The sequence below is a fragment of the Stenotrophomonas sp. SKA14 genome (assembly GCF_000158575.1).
GTDB lineage: Bacteria > Pseudomonadota > Gammaproteobacteria > Xanthomonadales > Xanthomonadaceae > Stenotrophomonas > Stenotrophomonas forensis.
Window position 1 is genome coordinate 1,578,114 of record NZ_DS999412.1, and the last position, 16,919, is coordinate 1,595,032.

13 protein-coding genes are annotated in these 16,919 nt (G+C 67.6%); 5 read left to right on the forward strand and 8 right to left on the reverse strand.

Annotated features, from left to right (window positions below):
* Positions 1-12: 12 nt before the first annotated feature.
* Together SSKA14_RS07205 and SSKA14_RS07210 are read right to left on the reverse strand one after the other, a co-directional pair.
* Positions 13-981 carry a FecR domain-containing protein gene (locus SSKA14_RS07205; protein ID WP_008267341.1) on the reverse strand — a complete coding sequence of 323 codons (969 nt, stop codon included), beginning with the start codon at positions 979-981 and terminating at the stop codon, positions 13-15.
* Complete coding sequence (locus SSKA14_RS07210; protein ID WP_008267485.1) at positions 971-1,465, reverse strand: sigma-70 family RNA polymerase sigma factor; 495 nt, start codon at positions 1,463-1,465, stop codon at positions 971-973. The genes SSKA14_RS07205 and SSKA14_RS07210 overlap by 11 nt, the downstream gene beginning before the upstream one ends.
* A gap of 12 nt (positions 1,466-1,477) precedes the next feature.
* On the opposite strand from SSKA14_RS07210, the gene SSKA14_RS24245 reads away from it, so the two are divergent.
* Positions 1,478-1,612, forward strand: a complete 135-nt coding sequence (locus tag SSKA14_RS24245) for a hypothetical protein (protein ID WP_269724173.1) — start codon at positions 1,478-1,480, stop codon at positions 1,610-1,612.
* Between the two features lie 106 nt (positions 1,613-1,718).
* On the forward strand, positions 1,719-4,304 hold the full coding sequence (gene clpB / locus SSKA14_RS07215) for an ATP-dependent chaperone ClpB (protein WP_040007235.1): 2,586 nt from the start codon (positions 1,719-1,721) through the stop codon (positions 4,302-4,304).
* A gap of 72 nt (positions 4,305-4,376) precedes the next feature.
* Here clpB and SSKA14_RS07220 read toward each other — a convergent pair whose 3' ends face one another.
* From SSKA14_RS07220 to SSKA14_RS07230, 3 genes are all read right to left on the reverse strand, one after another.
* Entirely contained in the window at positions 4,377-5,177 is an 801-nt protein-coding gene (locus tag SSKA14_RS07220) for a MipA/OmpV family protein (RefSeq protein ID WP_008265220.1), read from the reverse strand.
* A 140-nt stretch (positions 5,178-5,317) separates the two neighbouring features.
* Positions 5,318-6,607: an ATP-binding protein gene (locus SSKA14_RS07225; RefSeq protein ID WP_040007237.1), complete on the reverse strand. Its 1,290-nt coding sequence runs from the start codon at positions 6,605-6,607 to the stop codon at positions 5,318-5,320.
* On the reverse strand, positions 6,604-7,341 hold the full coding sequence (locus SSKA14_RS07230; protein WP_008268750.1) for a response regulator transcription factor: 738 nt from the start codon (positions 7,339-7,341) through the stop codon (positions 6,604-6,606). Before SSKA14_RS07230 ends, SSKA14_RS07225 begins: the two co-directional genes overlap by 4 nt.
* Positions 7,342-7,523: 182 nt before the next feature.
* On the opposite strand from SSKA14_RS07230, the gene SSKA14_RS07235 reads away from it, so the two are divergent.
* Positions 7,524-8,810 (forward strand): aminotransferase class V-fold PLP-dependent enzyme, encoded by a 1,287-nt coding sequence (locus SSKA14_RS07235; RefSeq protein WP_008265532.1) that lies wholly within the window; start codon positions 7,524-7,526, stop codon positions 8,808-8,810.
* A 282-nt stretch (positions 8,811-9,092) separates the two neighbouring features.
* On the opposite strand, the gene ybaL is transcribed toward SSKA14_RS07235, so the two are convergent.
* Together ybaL and SSKA14_RS07245 are read right to left on the reverse strand one after the other, a co-directional pair.
* Positions 9,093-10,790 (reverse strand): YbaL family putative K(+) efflux transporter, encoded by a 1,698-nt coding sequence (gene ybaL, locus SSKA14_RS07240; protein WP_008266070.1) that lies wholly within the window; start codon positions 10,788-10,790, stop codon positions 9,093-9,095.
* Positions 10,791-10,989: 199 nt separating this feature from the next.
* A complete protein-coding gene (locus SSKA14_RS07245; protein WP_008266146.1) occupies positions 10,990-13,377 on the reverse strand; it encodes a TonB-dependent receptor in 2,388 nt (795 codons plus the stop codon).
* Between the two features lie 336 nt (positions 13,378-13,713).
* Between SSKA14_RS07245 and SSKA14_RS07250 the strand changes: the two genes are divergently transcribed.
* Together SSKA14_RS07250 and SSKA14_RS23950 are read left to right on the forward strand one after the other, a co-directional pair.
* Complete coding sequence (locus SSKA14_RS07250; RefSeq protein ID WP_008265043.1) at positions 13,714-15,579, forward strand: ABC-F family ATP-binding cassette domain-containing protein; 1,866 nt, start codon at positions 13,714-13,716, stop codon at positions 15,577-15,579.
* 6 nt (positions 15,580-15,585) lie between these two features.
* Entirely contained in the window at positions 15,586-15,765 is a 180-nt protein-coding gene (locus tag SSKA14_RS23950; protein ID WP_040007240.1) for a hypothetical protein, read from the forward strand.
* A 265-nt stretch (positions 15,766-16,030) separates the two neighbouring features.
* Here the strand turns inward: SSKA14_RS23950 and ampR are convergent, their stop codons facing one another.
* Positions 16,031-16,897, reverse strand: coding sequence for a LysR family transcriptional regulator AmpR (gene ampR / locus SSKA14_RS07260; protein WP_008266222.1), 867 nt, complete (start codon positions 16,895-16,897; stop codon positions 16,031-16,033).
* Between the last annotated feature and the right edge of the window lie 22 nt (positions 16,898-16,919).

The window sequence follows — 16,919 nt, forward strand, 5'->3', positions numbered from 1 at the left end:
CTCGGAAAAGTGTCAGCCGCGATGTCCCGCAGCAGACACGTGGATCCACAACCCCTGCTCGATCCGCAGCGCATGGGTGGCGGCAAGCATCGACAGGCTGCGTTGCAGGTCGTCCAGCGGGAATGCGCCGGACACCGGCAGGCCGGCGACGCGCGGATCCACGCGCAGCCAGCGGTGCTGGTAGCGCCCCAGCTCCTGCAGAACCTGTTGCAGCGGCATTGCATCGGCGACCAGCATGCCCCGGACCCATGCGTCAGCGCCGGGTGGTGCAGGCTTGGGAGGTGGCAGCCGGGTCAGGTTCCAGCGCAGCTGCTGCCCGGCGTCGACCTGGCGCTGTTGACCCGGTGTGGAGATCCGCACCGCGCCGTGCTGGACCACCAGCAGGGCGTCCTCGGCGAACAGGCGCACGCTGAAGCGGGTGCCGAGTGCCTGCAGCGTGCCGTAGGGGGTCGCAACCCGGAACGGCCTCGCCGGGCGTTGTGGATCAGCGGCTGTCTCCACCAGCATCTGCCCATGCCGCAGCCGCAGAAGGCGCGCATGTGCATCGAATGCGATGTCGACCGCAGTGCTGGTATCCAGGTGCAGCACACTGCCATCGTCCAGCACCTGCTGGGAGCGCTCGCCCATCGCCGTGCGCGCACTGGCATCCCACGCCGCGTCGTCCCACAACCGCCAGGCCAGCCATCCACCGAGTGGCGCCACCAGCAGAGCGGCGACGCCGCGCAGTACGGCGCGGCGCCCAGCAGACGCGGGCGGCTGCAGGGTGCGTTGGGCCAGCGCGGTAGGCACCTGAGCGGTCAGCGCCAACAGACGCTCCGCGCGCTGCCAGGCGCGGGCGTGTGCCGGATCGGCATCGTGCCAGTGTTGCCATTGCGCGCGTCGCGCCGCGCTGTCGTCCTCGTGCAGGCGCATCATCCAGTCGGCCGCCTGCTCCAGTACGCGCGGCGGAAGGGCCGATGCGGCGGCGGTCTCAGCCGGCATGCGCCAGGCAGCCCATCAGCGCCCGCTTCATGTGCCGCTTCACCGTGGACAACGACAGCCCCAGCTGTTCGCTGATGGCCTCATAGCGAAGCCCATCGAACTGCGCCAGCAGGAACACCCGGCGCGCCATCGCGGGCAGGCCGTCGAGCATCGCGTCGATCTGCTGCAGGGCCTCACGTACAAGGGCCTGTTCCTCCAGCGAGGGCAGCACCGGCTCTGGAAACTGTGCGAGGTAGTCCAGGTAGGCGCGCTCCAATGCCTGGCGCCGGAACCAGTTGGCGGCCAGCCCGCGCGCAACCGTAGTCAGGAACGCACGCGGCTCGCGCAGTGCGGCCGGGTCGCGGCCCTGCAGCAGGCGGGCGAAGGTGTCCTGGGTGAGGTCATCGGCCACATCGCGATTGCCCACGCGGCCGCTCAGCCAACCCTGCAGCCAGGCCCGGTGATCGCGGTACAGCACGCCCAGTTGTTCGTGGTGGGGAGGCATGGAGGGGGACGCGTGGCCTTGATCGAAATGAGAATGATTCGCAAGTATCGCATCCGTGATGCGCGGATTCCAGTGCCAGGCGCGCGCTGGCTTGCGCAGGATCAACGCGGCGGCAACATGCGGTGCGGCATGCTGGCCGCGGGCTGACTGGCCTCCGGATGCAGTCGCAGTCACCCTTGAAACGGGGTGGGGCAACCGCATCTTTCCAGCATCGCCGGCAGCGGCCGGCCCTGATCACCGATGAGGTTTCGCAATGCGGATGGACAAGCTCACCTCGCGTTTCCAGCAGGCGCTGGCAGACGCACAGTCGCTGGCCGTGGGCCGCGACAACAGCATCATCGAACCGGTTCACCTGTTCAGCGCGCTGCTGGACCAGCAGGGTGGCAGCACGCGCCCGTTGCTGGCCCAGGCCGGGGTGAACGTGCCGGTGCTGCGCGAGCGCCTGACCGAGGCGCTGGACGCGCTGCCGAAGGTGTCCGGCCAGGCCGGCAACGTCTCGATGGGCAACGACCTGGGGCGCCTGCTGAACCATACTGACAAGCTGGCCCAGCAGCACGGTGATGCCTTCATCGCCAGCGAGTGGTTCGTGCTGGCCGCGCTGGAGGATGGCGGCACGCTGGGCATGGCGCTGCGCGCCGCCGGTGCCGACAAGGCGCGCCTGCAGACCGCCATCGACAAGCTGCGTGGCGGCGAGAACGTGCAGTCGGAAAATGCCGAAGAGCAGCGGCAGGCGCTGGAAAAGTACACCATCGACCTGACCGCGCGCGCCGAGAGCGGCAAGCTGGATCCGGTGATCGGCCGTGACGAGGAAATCCGCCGCACCATCCAGGTGCTGCAGCGCCGGACCAAGAACAACCCGGTGCTGATCGGCGAACCCGGCGTAGGCAAGACTGCCATTGTCGAAGGCCTGGCCCAGCGCATCATCAATGACGAGGTGCCCGAGGGCTTGCGCGGCAAGCGCGTGCTGTCGCTGGATATGGGCGCGCTGATTGCCGGTGCCAAGTTCCGCGGTGAATTCGAGGAGCGCCTGAAGGGCGTGCTCAACGACCTGGCCAAGAGCGAGGGGCAGATCATCCTGTTCATCGACGAACTGCACACCATGGTCGGCGCCGGCAAGGCCGATGGCGCGATGGACGCTGGCAACATGCTGAAGCCGGCGCTGGCACGCGGCGAACTGCATTGCGTCGGTGCCACCACGCTGGATGAGTACCGCAAGTACATCGAGAAAGACGCCGCGCTGGAGCGCCGTTTCCAGAAGGTGTTCGTGGGCGAGCCGTCGGTGGAAGACACCATCGCCATCCTGCGCGGGCTGAAGGAGAAGTACGCCGTTCACCACGGCGTGGAAATCACCGATCCGGCCATTGTGGCGGCGGCCACGCTGTCCAACCGCTACATCACTGACCGCCAGCTGCCGGACAAGGCCATCGATCTGATGGACGAGGCGGCCTCGCGCCTGCGCATGGAGATCGACTCCAAGCCGGAGGAGCTGGATCGCCTGGAACGTCGTGTGATCCAGCTGAAGATCCAGCGCGAGATGCTGAAGAAGGAAAAGGACGAGGCTTCGCGGCAGCGCCTGGCCGATCTGGAAAACGACATCGATGCGTTGGAGCGCGAGTTCTCCGACCTCAATGAAATCTGGAAGTCGGAGAAGGCCGCGCTGCAGGGTGCAACCAAGATCAAGGAGCAGGTCGAGCAGGCCAAGCTGGATCTGGAGTCGGCGCAGCGCCGCCAGGATTTCGCCAGGATGAGCGAGATCCAGTACGGCCTGCTGCCGCAGCTGGAAAAGCAGCTGGCCGCTGCGCAGGAGGCCGAACACAAGGACTTCAAGCTGGTGCAGGACCGGGTCACCGACGAGGAGATCGCCGAGGTCGTTTCGCGCTGGACCGGCATTCCGGTCAACAAGATGCTCGAAGGCGAGCGCGACAAGCTGCTGCGCATGGAAGAGGTGCTGCACAACCGCGTGGTCGGCCAGGAGGAAGCGATCAAGGTCGTCTCCGACGCCGTGCGCCGCTCGCGTGCGGGCCTGTCCGATCCGAACCGCCCGGCCGGCTCGTTCCTGTTCCTCGGCCCGACCGGCGTGGGCAAGACCGAGCTGTGCAAGTCGCTGGCCGAGTTCCTGTTCGACAGCGCCGACGCGATGATCCGCATCGACATGAGCGAGTTCATGGAGAAGCACAGCGTCGCTCGCCTGATCGGTGCGCCCCCGGGCTACGTGGGTTACGAAGAGGGTGGTTACCTGACCGAAGCGGTGCGCCGCCGTCCGTATTCGCTGATCCTGCTGGACGAAGTGGAGAAGGCGCATCCGGATGTGTTCAACATCCTGCTGCAGGTGCTGGACGATGGCCGCCTGACCGATGGCCAGGGCCGCACCGTGGACTTCCGCAACACCGTCATCGTGATGACCTCGAACCTGGGCTCGCACCAGATCCAGGACATGAGCGCTGACGACAGCCCGGAGGCCTACACGCAGATGAAGGCGGCAGTGATGGGCGTGGTGCAGGCGCACTTCCGCCCGGAGTTCATCAACCGCCTGGACGACATCGTGGTGTTCCACCCGCTGGACAAGCAGCAGATCAAGCAGATCGCGCGCATCCAGATGCGCGGCCTGGAAAAGCGCCTGGCCGAGCGCGGCTTGAAGCTGGTGGTGTCCGATGCAGCGTTCGACCTGCTTGGCAACGTCGGCTTCGATCCGGTGTATGGCGCGCGTCCGTTGAAGCGCGCGATCCAGGCACAGCTGGAAAATCCGCTGGCGCAGAAGATCCTGTCCGGCGCCTTCGTCAACGGTGACACCATCGAAGTCGGCAACGACGGCGGCCACCTGGTGTTTGCCAAGGCGTGAGTCCATCGGGGCGCTGCCTGACCGCAGCGCCCCGTTTCCCGTGAGTAACGCCGGGCCGGGCCCGGCGCGCCCTCAGAAGCGGTGTGTGTACCCGCTCATCAGGCCGAACTGGTTCGGTTTCTGCACGATCGGGCTGTCGGCGGCGTCGCCGAGCAGGCGTGTGCCTTCGGCGGAGATGTACCAGTTGCCATTGCGGCCCACGCGATGGCTCCACTTCAGGCCGAGGCCGGCGCTCACCAGACCGGCCTTCGGCGTGTGCTGGGCAAAGCCGGTACGCGCGGCCTGCTCCGGGCTGACGCCGTACCAGGTCTGCATGTAGCCGCGGTTGCCATACTCGGTGGAGACACTGCCGCTGACCACGCCACCGGCCAGGTCGAACAGCGGCAGGGCCAGGCTGAGGTGCATCTGCTGGGTGGCCAGGCCGTTGTCGCCGCGGTCTTCGTCCTTGCGCGTGAATTGCCAGGTGCCGCTCAGCACGGCTTCTCCCAGCGTATAACCCGCCGAAAGGCCGACCAGGGGACGGGTACGGATATCACCCATGCCGCGCAGGAAGTCGGAACCGCCGAGAGCGGAGTCCTTGTCACGGCGGCTGCCGCTGGCGCCGATGTAGGCACGCACGTGGGTGTGCTCGCCAATGGCCGTACCCCAGCCGATGCCACTGGTGCCCAGAAACCAGCCGCCGGGTGACCGGGCGTCGAAGGACAGCATGGGCGAGGCCTGGAAGTCCTTGCTGCCGCTGTAGCGCGGGGTCACGCCGGCACCGGCGGCCACTTCGAAGGTCCAGTGGTCATCCTTGGCATGGGCGATCGGCGCGGCGAACAGCGGCAGCAGGGCCAGGCAGAGCAGGGACGGGGTACGGTGACGCTGGGACATGGGCACTCTCGACAATGGGAGGAATGCAGCACGCGCATCCAGCGCGCGCTGCAGGGTCGACAGCGTGGCGATTCACTGGCGACTGATCCGTCCGCAGTTGTGCGGGAGTTGTAAGCAACTGTAATCACGCCTGTTGGCGTTCAGCTGGCAGCCAGCGGCCAGTGCATTTCCAGGCGAGCGCCGCCCAGCGTGGCGCGGCTGATGCGCAGTTCGCCACCGTGACGCGCCGCGATGCGGTTGACGATGGCCAGGCCCAGGCCGAAACCACCGGTATCGCGGCTGCGACTGTCATCCAGGCGGGTGAACGGACGCGTCACTTTTTCGCGGTCGGCCTCGGCGATACCGGCGCCGTCGTCATCCACGCGCAGGCAGGCGCGGCCGCCAACGCCCACCAGCGAGACTTCCACCTGCGAACGCGCGTGGCGCAGCGCGTTGCCCACGAGGTTGCTCAGTGCCAGCTGCAGCAGGCGCGGCTCGGCATCCACCCGCGGCAGCGCGCTGGGCTGCACACGCAGCGCCAGGCCCGCACGTTCGGCGTCGCGGCGCGCATCGGCCAGGCAGGCCTGCAGCCAGTCGTTGGCCTCGATGCGCTGCAGCGGCTCTCCTTCATTGGGGTGTTCCAGGCGCTCATAGGCCAGCAGCTCGCTTACCAGCCGGTTGAGTTCGGCCAGGTCGCCGTGCAGTCCCTGCGCCAGACGTGCGCGACGTACGCGATCGTCGCTGTCCTGCATCAGGTCCAGCCCGAACGCCACCCGTGCAATCGGCGTGCGCAGTTCATGCGAGATCGCGTGGGTCAGGTCGCGCTGGCGTTGCACCAGCTCGGCCACGCGCGCGGCCATGCGGTTGGAATGGTCGACGATGACCCGGATCTGCGAGCGCGGCGACACCTGCGCCCGTGCCTGCAGGTCGCCGGCACCGATGCGGTCGGCATGCAGGCGCAGCGCTTCCAGGTCACGCCACAGCAGGCGGACCCAGGCATACAGGCTGGCCCCGACCAGCAGCAGGATGCTGAGGTAGGCGGCGATGGACATGTAGGTGGTCATCAGCACCTCGCCGGGCAGGCGCAGGTGCAGCCAGCGGCCGCCGGCATCTTCGATGGGCAACAGGATCTGCTGGTAATGATCGCGGACGATGAAGCCCTGTGCCTGCAGAGGGGCCTGCTCCTGCGCGTCGAGCACGGGAGGCGTCTCCAGCAGGGTCAGCGCGATGCCATAGTGTGGTTGCCACTGCTGCACGCGCGCTCGCTGTTGTGCAGCGTCCAGGCCGGCCAGCCCGGTGCGCAGGGCATACACCTGCCCGCGCACCTGCTCGGCGAACACACGATCCTGTACCGGCAGGTAGATGCCGTCCAGGATGTGGTTGAGGGCGAACACCGACACCAGGAAACAGGCACTGGTGACGAACCACAACCACAGGAACAGGCGCTTCATGCTGACCAGGCCGAGGGATTGAACTGGTAGCCGCGGCCCCACACGGTCTTGATCCGCCGGGGTTCGCGTGCGTCATCGCCGAGCTTGCGGCGCAGCTTGCCGATGCTGACGTCGACGCTGCGGTCCAGCCCATCGAAACCAATGCCGCGCACCGCCTGCAGGATCTGGTCGCGCGACAGGATCTGCCCGGGCTGGCTGGCCAGCAGCCACAGAATCTCGAATTCGGTTGTGCCCAGTTCCACCGGCAGCCCGTGCAGGTGTACTTCGCGCTGCATGCGGTCGATCAACAGTTCACCATGCATCAGCCGGCACGGCGTGCCGGAGGTGCTGCTGCCATGACGGCGGCGCAGCAGGGCGCGCAGGCGGGCCAGCAGCAGGCGTGGCTCGACCGGCTTGTGCACGAAGTCGTCGGCGCCCGATTCCAGCCCCAGTACCTGCTCGATATCGTCCTCGCAGGCGGTCAGCATCAGGATCGGCACATCGGAAAAGCTGCGGATCTGCCGGCACACATCGATGCCGCCCAGGCCCGGCAGCATCAGGTCCAGTACCACCAGTTCCGGTGCATGCTGGCGGCACGCCGCGCCGGCCAGGTCGCCGCGGGCAAGGTGCTGCACAGCGAAGCCATGTTCGCGCAGATAGTCGCTGACCAGCTCGGCCAGGCGGCGATCGTCTTCCACCAGCAGGACCGGGGTCGGTGCGCCGCTGGCGGCGGGTGTCCAGGGAGAGGGCTGCATGCGTATTGGGCCTCCGTGCCCGGGCAGGATCGCCCGGCGGCGAAGCCTAGCAACGGGCCATGACGGCTGCCTGAATCGCGGCCAACCTGATAACCGGTGGTATGGGCGTCATCGCCAGCGGCTTTCAGCAGGTGGCCCCGCTTGGCCTATGTTGGCGGTTTCCCCGGATGGAGCCTGGTGCAATGAGCGACCCGCAGTGGCAACTGGAAACCCTGGCCGTGCACGGCGGCTACCGTCCCGACCCGACCACCCGCGCGGTAGCGGTGCCGATCTACCAGACCGTGGCCTATGCCTTCGATGACACCCAGCACGGTGCCGACCTGTTCGACCTGAAGGTGCCGGGCAACATCTACACGCGCATCATGAACCCCACCACCGACGTGCTGGAGCAGCGCCTGGCCGCGCTGGAAGGCGGTATCGGCGCATTGGCGCTGGCCTCGGGGCAGGCCGCGATCACTTACGCGATCCAGACCATCGCCGAGGCCGGTGACAACATCGTTGCGTCCAGCGCGCTGTACGGTGGCAGCCTCAACCTGCTGGCGCACACGCTGCCGCAATACGGCATCCAGGCGCGCTTCGCCGATCCGGCCGATCCTGCTGCGTTTGCTGGTCTGATCGACGAGCGCACCAAGGCGGTGTTCGTCGAGTCGATCGGCAACCCGCGCGGCAACGTCACCGACATCGCGGCGATCGCCGAAGTCGCTCACGCGGCAGGCGTGCCGCTGATCGTCGACAACACCGTGGCCACCCCGTTCCTGCTGCGCCCGTTCGAGCATGGCGCCGACATCGTGGTGCACTCGCTGACCAAGTACCTCGGCGGCCACGGCAACAGTCTCGGCGGCGCGATCATCGACTCCGGCCGTTTCGACTGGGCGGCGCAGCCAAAGCGCTTCGCCCGCCTCAACCAGCCCGACCCCAGCTACCACGGCGTGGTCTACACCGAAGCGCTGGGGCCGGCCGCCTACATCGGCCGCGCGCGGGTGGTGCCGCTGCGCAACACCGGCGCGGCGTTGTCGCCGTTCAATGCGTTCCTGATCCTGCAGGGTATCGAGACCCTGGCCCTGCGCATGGAGCGCATCAATGCCAACGCGCTGGCTGTGGCGCAGTTCCTGAAATCGCACGCCAAGGTGGCCTGGGTACGCTACGCCGGGTTGGCCGACGACCCCGAGCACACTGCCGCGCAGCGCTATCTGCGCGGACACGGCTCGGGCGTGCTGACCTTCGGCCTGCCGGGCGGGCGCGAAGCCGGCGCGCGCTTCCTCGATGCGCTGAAGCTGTTCACCCGCCTGGTCAACCTGGGCGATGCGAAGTCACTGGCGACTCATCCCGCCTCGACCACCCACCGCCAGCTGGACGCGGCCGAACTGGCCAAGGCCGGTGTCAGCGAAGACACCGTGCGGCTGTCGATCGGCATCGAACATATCGGTGACCTGCGCGCGGACCTGGAACAGGCCCTGGCCAACGCCTGATAGCCACGCGCTTGGTCGTCATCGCCACAGGCGATCACCACGGGCGCTGCGATGCGCTACGGTGGAACTGCCTCTCCAAGGCGTGGCAACGTGGCGATCCAGATCCCCGGTCGATGCGGGTCGACCGGGGATTTTTTTGTGTCGCCGTGTCGACCAAGGTCGACACCCACCAACAGCAGCTGGACCCACCCCGCCATCCCACGGAATGCCAGCTTCTGCTTTTGCTGTTGCCGTTGCCATTGCTTCGGCAGGTGCAGGGCTGCAAGCCCTGCCACACTCCCCTCACACCACCGGAATGCTGTGCTGCCCCAGGTTCCGGTACGGCGGCGTCGACATGATCATCTCCGCCAGCGAATAAGCCAGCTCGCGCTCGGCCATCACCGTGCCATCGGCACCGTGCTCCAGCAGATGCTTCACTTCGGCATCGCTGTGCGCACGCGCCAGCAGGGTCAGGTCCGGATTGATCGCGCGCAGCTTGGCCAGCGCCTCACCGGCTTCCAGCGGCTGTGGAATCGCCAGCACCGCGATCTTCGCGCGTTCGGGATGCGCCTCGGCCAGCACCCGGTCGGCGGCCGCGCTGCCGCGGATTGCCGCGATGCCCTTGGCGTGGGCCTGCTCGACGTGTTCCTTGTTGTCATCGATCACCAGCACCGGCACGCCACGGTCGCGCAGCACCTGCGCCAGTTCGCTGCCAACGCGGCCATAACCGATCACGATGGCGTGGCCCTGCAGATCGCGCGACGGGCCAGTGGCTTCTTCCGGCTCGGGCGGCTGTGGCAACTGCTCCTGCTTGGCCTGCCAGCGGTCCAGCAGGCCGAACACCAGCGGGTTGAGCATGATCGAGACCAGCGCACCGGCCAGTACCAGCGACTGGCCTTCCTTCGGCAGGATCTGCAGGGCCACGCCGAGGCCGGCGATGATGAAGGCGAATTCGCCGATCTGCGCCAGGCTGGCCGAGATGGTCAGCGCGGTGCTGGTCGGGTGGCCGAAGGCGCGCACGATGAAGAACGCCGCCGCTGACTTGCCGAACATGATGATCAGCACCGTGGCCAGGACCTGCCACGGGTGTTGGATGAGGATGTTCGGGTCGAACAGCATGCCGACCGAGACGAAGAACAGCACCGCGAACGCATCACGCAGCGGCAGCGAATCATGCGCGGCCTTGTGGCTCAGCTCCGATTCGTTGAGCAGCATGCCGGCGAAGAACGCGCCCAGCGCGAACGAAACGCCGAACAGCATCGCCGAGCCGAACGCCACGCCCAGCGCGATCGCCAGCACCGACAGGGTGAACAGTTCGCGCGAACCGGTGCCGGCAATGCGTTCCAGGATCCACGGAATGACCCGGCGCCCGACCACCAGCATCACCGCCACGAACAGGCCCAGCTGCACGAACGTCCAGCCGATATCGGCCAGCACGCTGCCCAGCGAGTGCGATTCCTTGGCCGCGTCGGGGCCGAACACGCCGGCCATCACCGGCATCATCACCAGCGCCAGCACACAGGCCAGGTCTTCCACGATCAGCCAGCCGACCGCGATCTTGCCGCGCATGGTTTCCAGCAGGCGGCGTTCCTCCATGGCCCGCAGCAGAACCACGGTACTGGCGGTGGCCAGCGAGAAACCGAAGATGACGCCATGGATGGCGGGCCAGCCCATCAGCGAGGCGACGCCCCAGCCGAGCAAGGTAGCGACCGCGATCTGACCGATGGCGCCGGGAATGGCGATCGCCTTGACCGCCATCAGGTCCTTCAGCGAGAAGTGCAGGCCAACGCCGAACATCAGCAGCATCACGCCCAGTTCGGCCAGCTGGTTGGCCAGCGCCTGGTCGGCGACGAAGCCGGGGGTGAACGGACCTACACAGATGCCAGCAACCAGATAACCGACCAGTGGAGACAAGCGGAGCTTGTTGGCCAGCGCGCCGAAGATGAAGGCGAGCCCCAGGCCAACGGCCACGATGTTGATCAGGTCGGTGTCATGGTGCATCGGCTCTCGCAGAAATCGGGGGGTGCCCCGATTTTCACCGATGCGGCCAGATACGGCAAACCCGCCGGTCACGTGCCGTGGCCGGCGGGTTTGCCCACGCATTTCTCCTCCACCCCAGCCTTCGGCGCGCCCCTTCAACAAGAAGGGGCTTTGCTCCAGATGCGGCGAGGGGGTGCCGGCCAGCGGCCCGCACTACCGCTTACCAGGTGTACTTGACCCGGCCGTACACATACGCGCCGTTGAAGCCGAACGGCGAGTAGTTGCTGTACGGCAGCATGCCGAAGGTGGAGTTCTGCAGGTCTTCGGTGCGGTCCGGGTACTTGTCCAGCAGGTTGTCCGCGCCCACGGTCAGGGTCCAGTTGCTGCTCGGCTTGTAGCTGGCCGAGGCATCCACCACCCAGGCATCGCCGTAGGTCTGGTCGCGCAGCGCGGTGGCCGAGTTGCGCACCGTGAATTTGCCGTAGCGGGTGGCGGCCAGGCCCAGTTCCCAGTGGTCCGAACGCCAGGTGCCGCTCAGGATCGCCTTGTCGCGCGGGTAGCTGTCCTCGATGCGGCCGATTTCATCGCGACCGATCAGCGACTGGGTCAGGCCCAGCGTGCCGAACACCGCCGGGGTGCCGCCGACGCGACGCACTTCGGTGTCGTTGTAGCTGTAGGCCGCGGTCAGTTCCAGGCTGCTGGCTGCGAACGGCACGGTGTAGCTGGACACGAAGTCGACACCGCGGGTGCGCGTATCCAGGCCATTGGTGAAGTACGAGAACGCGGTCACCTGCGGCAGGCCGAGGCTGGTCAGCAGCGCGCTGCTGGCGGCATTGGTGGTGATGCTGGACGACAGCGCGATGCGGTCATCGATGTCGATCTGGTACGCGTCGACGGTGATGTACAGGCGGTCGACCGGCTGCAGCACCAGGCCCAGGCTGTAGGAGGTGGAGGTCTCGGCCTTCAGCGGCGAGGCACCCAGTGCCTGCGCAGCCGCGCTGGTGGTCGGGAAGGTGCCGCGCTCGACGAACACGCCGTTGGTGAACTGGCTGGTGACTGCCTGGTAGCCCTGCTGCGCCAGCGACGGTGCACGGAAGCCGCTGGAAGCGGTTGCCCGCAGCGCGACCTTGTCGGTGAACGCATAGCGCGCCGACAGTTTGCCGGAGAAGCGGTCGCCGAAGTCCGAGTAGTCCTCGTAACGGCCGGTGATGCCGGCCGAGAACTTCTCGGTCAGGTCCGCTTCCAGGCCGGCGTAGACCGCGTAGTTGTGGCGGTCGGCATGCACTTCATTGGTCGGGGTGAAGCCGCCGAAGCCCTGTGCGCCGCTGCCGGTGTACGAGTTCAGCTCACCGGGGTTCTGGTCCCACTTTTCCTTGCGGTACTCACCGCCGAAGGACAGCGTGACCGGGTAGGCCAGGCCCCAGTCCAGCGACTTGGTCAGGTCAGCGTTGAAGATGTCCTGCTGGTACTTCAGCGTGCCGTCGTAGAACGAGCGCGGGCTGGTGGCGCCCAGGCTGTAGTTGATGCTGTTGCGGGTGTGGAAGTCCAGGGTGTTCTCGCCATGGTTCAGGCTCAGGTCCCAGGTCCAGCCGTTGTCGGTGTTGCCCTTGATCCCGGCCACCAGCGAGCGGTCCTTGGAGTACTGGTTGATCTCCGGCACGAAACCGTCCGGGTAGGTCTGCGCCAGCAGCGCGCTCTGCCCGTTGTGGTTGCGCGAGCGGTAGAACGCGAACGAGGTGATGTCGCGGTTGCTCAGCAGCGCGCTGGCGTAGCCGGTCACGTGGTCGCTGAAGTCGAAGCTGGCGTTGGCCGAGGCGGCGGTGGCATCCACGCGCGGGTCGCCGACGATGAAGGTGGTCTGGCCGATGCTGGGGAAATTGCCGGTGTTCGGGGTGGTGCCGCGGTACGGGCCGGCGCGGTTGCTCTCGTCCTGCTGGCTGATCTGGCCGGCCACGTGCACGCGGCCGCGGCCATTGCCGAACTCGACGCCGGTATCGCCGGACAGCTGGTACTTGTTGCCGTCACCGGCCGAGTACTGGCCGTAGTCCACCGCCAGGCTGCCGCCGCGGCCGCTGCCCTTGAGCACGATGTTGATGACGCCGGCGATGGCATCCGAGCCGTACTGCGCCGAAGCGCCGTCACGCAGCACTTCCACGCGCTCGATGGCGGCGATCGGGATCGCGTTGATGTCCACCGCCGACGAGCCACGGCCGATGCTGCCGTTGACGTTGATCATTGCCGAGGTATGGCGGCGCTTGCCGTTGACCAGCACCAGCACCTGGTCCGGCGACAGGCCGCGCAGCTGTGCCGGGCGCACGCCGCTGGTGCCGTCGGTCAGGGCCGGGCGCGGGAAGTTCAGCGAGGGCAGGGCGCGCGACAGCGCGGTGGCCAGTTCACCGGTGCCGGTGGACTGCAGGATTTCCGGGGTGATGATGTCGATCGGCGACTGCGATTCGGCGACCGTGCGGTCGGCCACGCGGGTACCGGTGACGATCACCGTGTCCAGGGTGTTGGCGGCGGTGCCGGCCTGCTGGGCAGCGGCGACGAACGGAGAGCCACCGAGTGCGACAGCGACGGCGGCGGCGATCAGGCGGGTCTTGCGGGTCATCGGGATGGGGCTCCGGTTGGCGGGGGCGGCACCGGAATCGACATCACGGGGGTGAGGCGGACGGCGGTTGTTGCGGTGCGCAAGACAGGAATTAACGGGATATTCAGTGGCTGTCAAATGCCGGTCATCGAAAAAAACGTTGCAGCAGCAACCATTTAGCTCGCACAGGCACAGGCGGGGAGGGGAGCCCGGGAGGCGCGCGGCGAGGACGTGGGAGAGAGGAACGTCGGCCGCCGCGCATCCCGGGACGCGTCAAGTATTCGTTAACGCTAGAATTGCGTCGCAGGAACAGTGCTCACCAGCACATTCCATCCGGTTATATGGACCCCTCCCCCGATGATTTCCCTTCGTAATTTCGCCTTGCGCCGCGGCGAGCGGCTGCTGTTGTCCAATGTCGACCTGACCCTGCACGCCGGTTACCGGGTGGGTGTGGTCGGCCGCAACGGTGCTGGCAAGTCCAGCCTGTTCGCGGCGGTGAAGGGCGAGCTGGAGGCGGACAAGGGCGACGTCGACCTGCCCGGCAAGGTGCGCATCGCCAGCGTGGCCCAGGAAACGCCGTCGCTGCCCGATCCGGCGCTGAGCTTCGTGCTGGGCGGTGATACCGAAGTGGCCGCAGTGCTGGCTGCCGAGGCCGACGCCACCGCCCGCGAGGACTGGGAAGCGGTCGCTGAAGCGCATACGAAGATGGCCGAGCTCAACGCCTACGACGCCGAAGCGCGCGCCGGCAAACTGCTGCACGGCCTCGGCTTCCCGGCCGAGACCCACCACCGCGCGGTGTCCTCGTTCTCCGGCGGCTGGCGCGTACGCCTGAACCTGGCCCGCGCGCTGATGATGCCCAGCGACCTGCTGCTGCTGGACGAACCGACCAACCATCTGGATCTGGACGCGGTGTACTGGCTGGAGCAGTGGCTGCTGAAGTACCCGGGCACCCTGCTGCTGATCTCGCACGACCGCGAGTTCCTCGACAACGTGGCCACCCACACCCTGCACCTGCACGGTGGCGGCGCCAAGCTCTACCCGGGCGGATACACCGATTTCGAGCGCCAGCGCGCCGAACAGCTGCGCCAGCAGCAGATCGCGCACGAGAAGGAACAGGCCGAACGCGCCCACCTGCAGAGCTTCATCGACCGCTTCAAGGCGCAGGCCAGCAAGGCCGCGCAGGCACAGAGCCGCATGAAGCGCCTGGCCAAGCTGGCCGGTACCGAAGCGGTGCGTGCCGAGCGCGAGTTCCGCATCGAGTTCGCGCCGCCGGCCAAGCTGCCGTTCTCGCTGATACGCCTGAATCACGTCGAGGCCGGCTATGGCAAGGACGCGGTGATCCTGCACAACGTTGGCTTCGGCCTGGAAGCGGGCCAGCGCATCGGCCTGCTCGGCCCGAACGGCGCCGGCAAGACCACGCTGGTCAAGACCCTGGTGGGCGAACTGGCGCCGATCGTCGGCGAGCGCATGGCCCACCCGGACCTGAAGATCGGCTACTTCGCCCAGCACACGGTGGAATCGCTGCACGAAGGCCAGTCGCCGATGGAGCACTTCCGCGAGATCGCGCCGGACGCACCGAACCAGTCGTTCCGCGACTTCCTCGGCAAGTGGAACTTCCCGGGCGATCGTGCATTTGAACCCGTCGATGGTTTCTCCGGTGGCGAGCGCGCGCGCCTGGCACTGGCACTGATTGCCTGGCAGCAGCCAAACGTGTTGCTGCTGGACGAACCGACCAACCACCTTGACCTGGAAATGCGCGAAGCGCTGGCCGAAGCCCTGGCCACCTTCGAAGGCGCGATCGTGATGGTCTCGCATGACCGCCATCTGATCGGCCTGGTCTGCGATACCTACTGGCGCGTGGCCGATGGCGTGGTCGAGCCGTTCGACGGCGACCTTGATGCGTATGCCGCGTGGCTGCGCACCCGTCCGCAGGCGCAGGGCACCAAGGCGCGCATGGAGCAGGTGGAAGAGCCGGTGGTGGTCAAGACCGCACCGGTGGCGCAGGTGGTGCAGAAGAAGCCGGTGAACCCGCACAAGCTGGCCGCCGCCGAAGCCAAGGTGGCCGAACTGGAAGGTGCGCTGGCCGAACTGGACCGCCAGCTGGCCGACCCGGCCAACTACGCCGATGCCACGCGCATGGCGGTGATCGGCCGTGACCGCGAAACCGCGGCGGCGCAGCTGGAAAAGGCCGAAGCGGCGTGGATGGAGCTGCTGGAGTCGTAAGCGGTAGTGCCGGCCGTTGGCCGGCAGCGCGGTGCGCCCACAACGATCAAGGAGTTGCCGGCCGGCGGCCGGCACTACCTACGCGCCCTGCGCCTGCAGCCATTCGCGGAAGCGCCTGGCCGGCTCGCGCTCGGCGCGCAGCTGGAAAAGGCCGAAGCGGCGTGGATGGAGCTGCTGGAGTCCTGATCGGTAGTGCCGGCCGCTGGCCGGCAGCGCGGTGCGCCCACAACGATCGAGGGGTTGCCGGCCAGCGGGCGGCACTACCTACGCGCCCTGCGCCTGCAGCCACTCGCGGAAGCGCCTGGCCGGCTCGCGCTCGGCGGCGCAGCTGGAAAAGGCCGAAGCGGTGTGGATGGAGCTGCTGGAGTCCTGACCGGTAGTGCCGGCCGCTGGCCGGCAGCGCGGTGCGCCCACAACGATCGAGGAGTTGCCGGCCGGCGGCCGGCACTACCTACGCGCCCTGTGCCTGCAGCCATTCGCGGAAGCGCCTGGCCGGCTCACGTTCGGCACGCGAGCGCAGCCGCGTCAGCCAGTAACGGCCCAGCTCCAGCGTGGTGCTGAACGGCTGCAGCAGGCGGCCTTCGGCCAGTTCCTGCTCGAACATGCGCAGCGGCAGCAGGGCCACGCCCGCGCCCCCGGCGGCAGCCATCGCCACGGTCAGTGACGAATCGAACACCGGCCCACGTGCTTCCACGCCACTGACCCCGGCCGCCTGCAGCCAGCGCGGCCACTCGTCGCTGCGGTAAGAGCGCAGCAACGGCAGCGTGGCGAGGTCGCGCGGTTGCTTCAGCCGTCGTGCCAGGGCAGGCGCACACAGCGGCGCGAAGGGTGCATCGAGAATCGCCGTGCAGGCCTGGCCCTGCCAGTCGCCATCGCCGAAGCGGATCGCCAGGTCCAGCCCTTCGCCGGCCAGGTCGATGCGGTTGTTGTGGGTCTGCAGGCGCAGCTCGATGTCCGGATGCGCGCTCTCGAATGCGGCCAGCCGTGGCAGCAGCCAGCCGGTGGCGAAGGTGCCGACCACGCCCAGCGTCAGTACTTCGCGCGCCGGTCCGCCGGTGTAGCGCGCAATGCTGGCCGAGATGCGTTCGAAGGATTCGTTGAGTACCGGATACAGGGCCGCGCCCTCGTCGGTCAGCGCGACACCACGCGGCAGGCGATGGAACAGGCGGATGCCGAGCCGGTCCTCCAGGCCACGGATCTGATGGCTCAGCGCGGCCTGGCTGACGCACAGCTCCAGTGCGGCACGGGTGAAGTTCTGGTGGCGGGCCGCGGCTTCGAAGGCACGCAGCGCGTTCAGCGGCAGGGTAGGGTGCAGCATGGCGCAGTCGTGAACTGGAGTG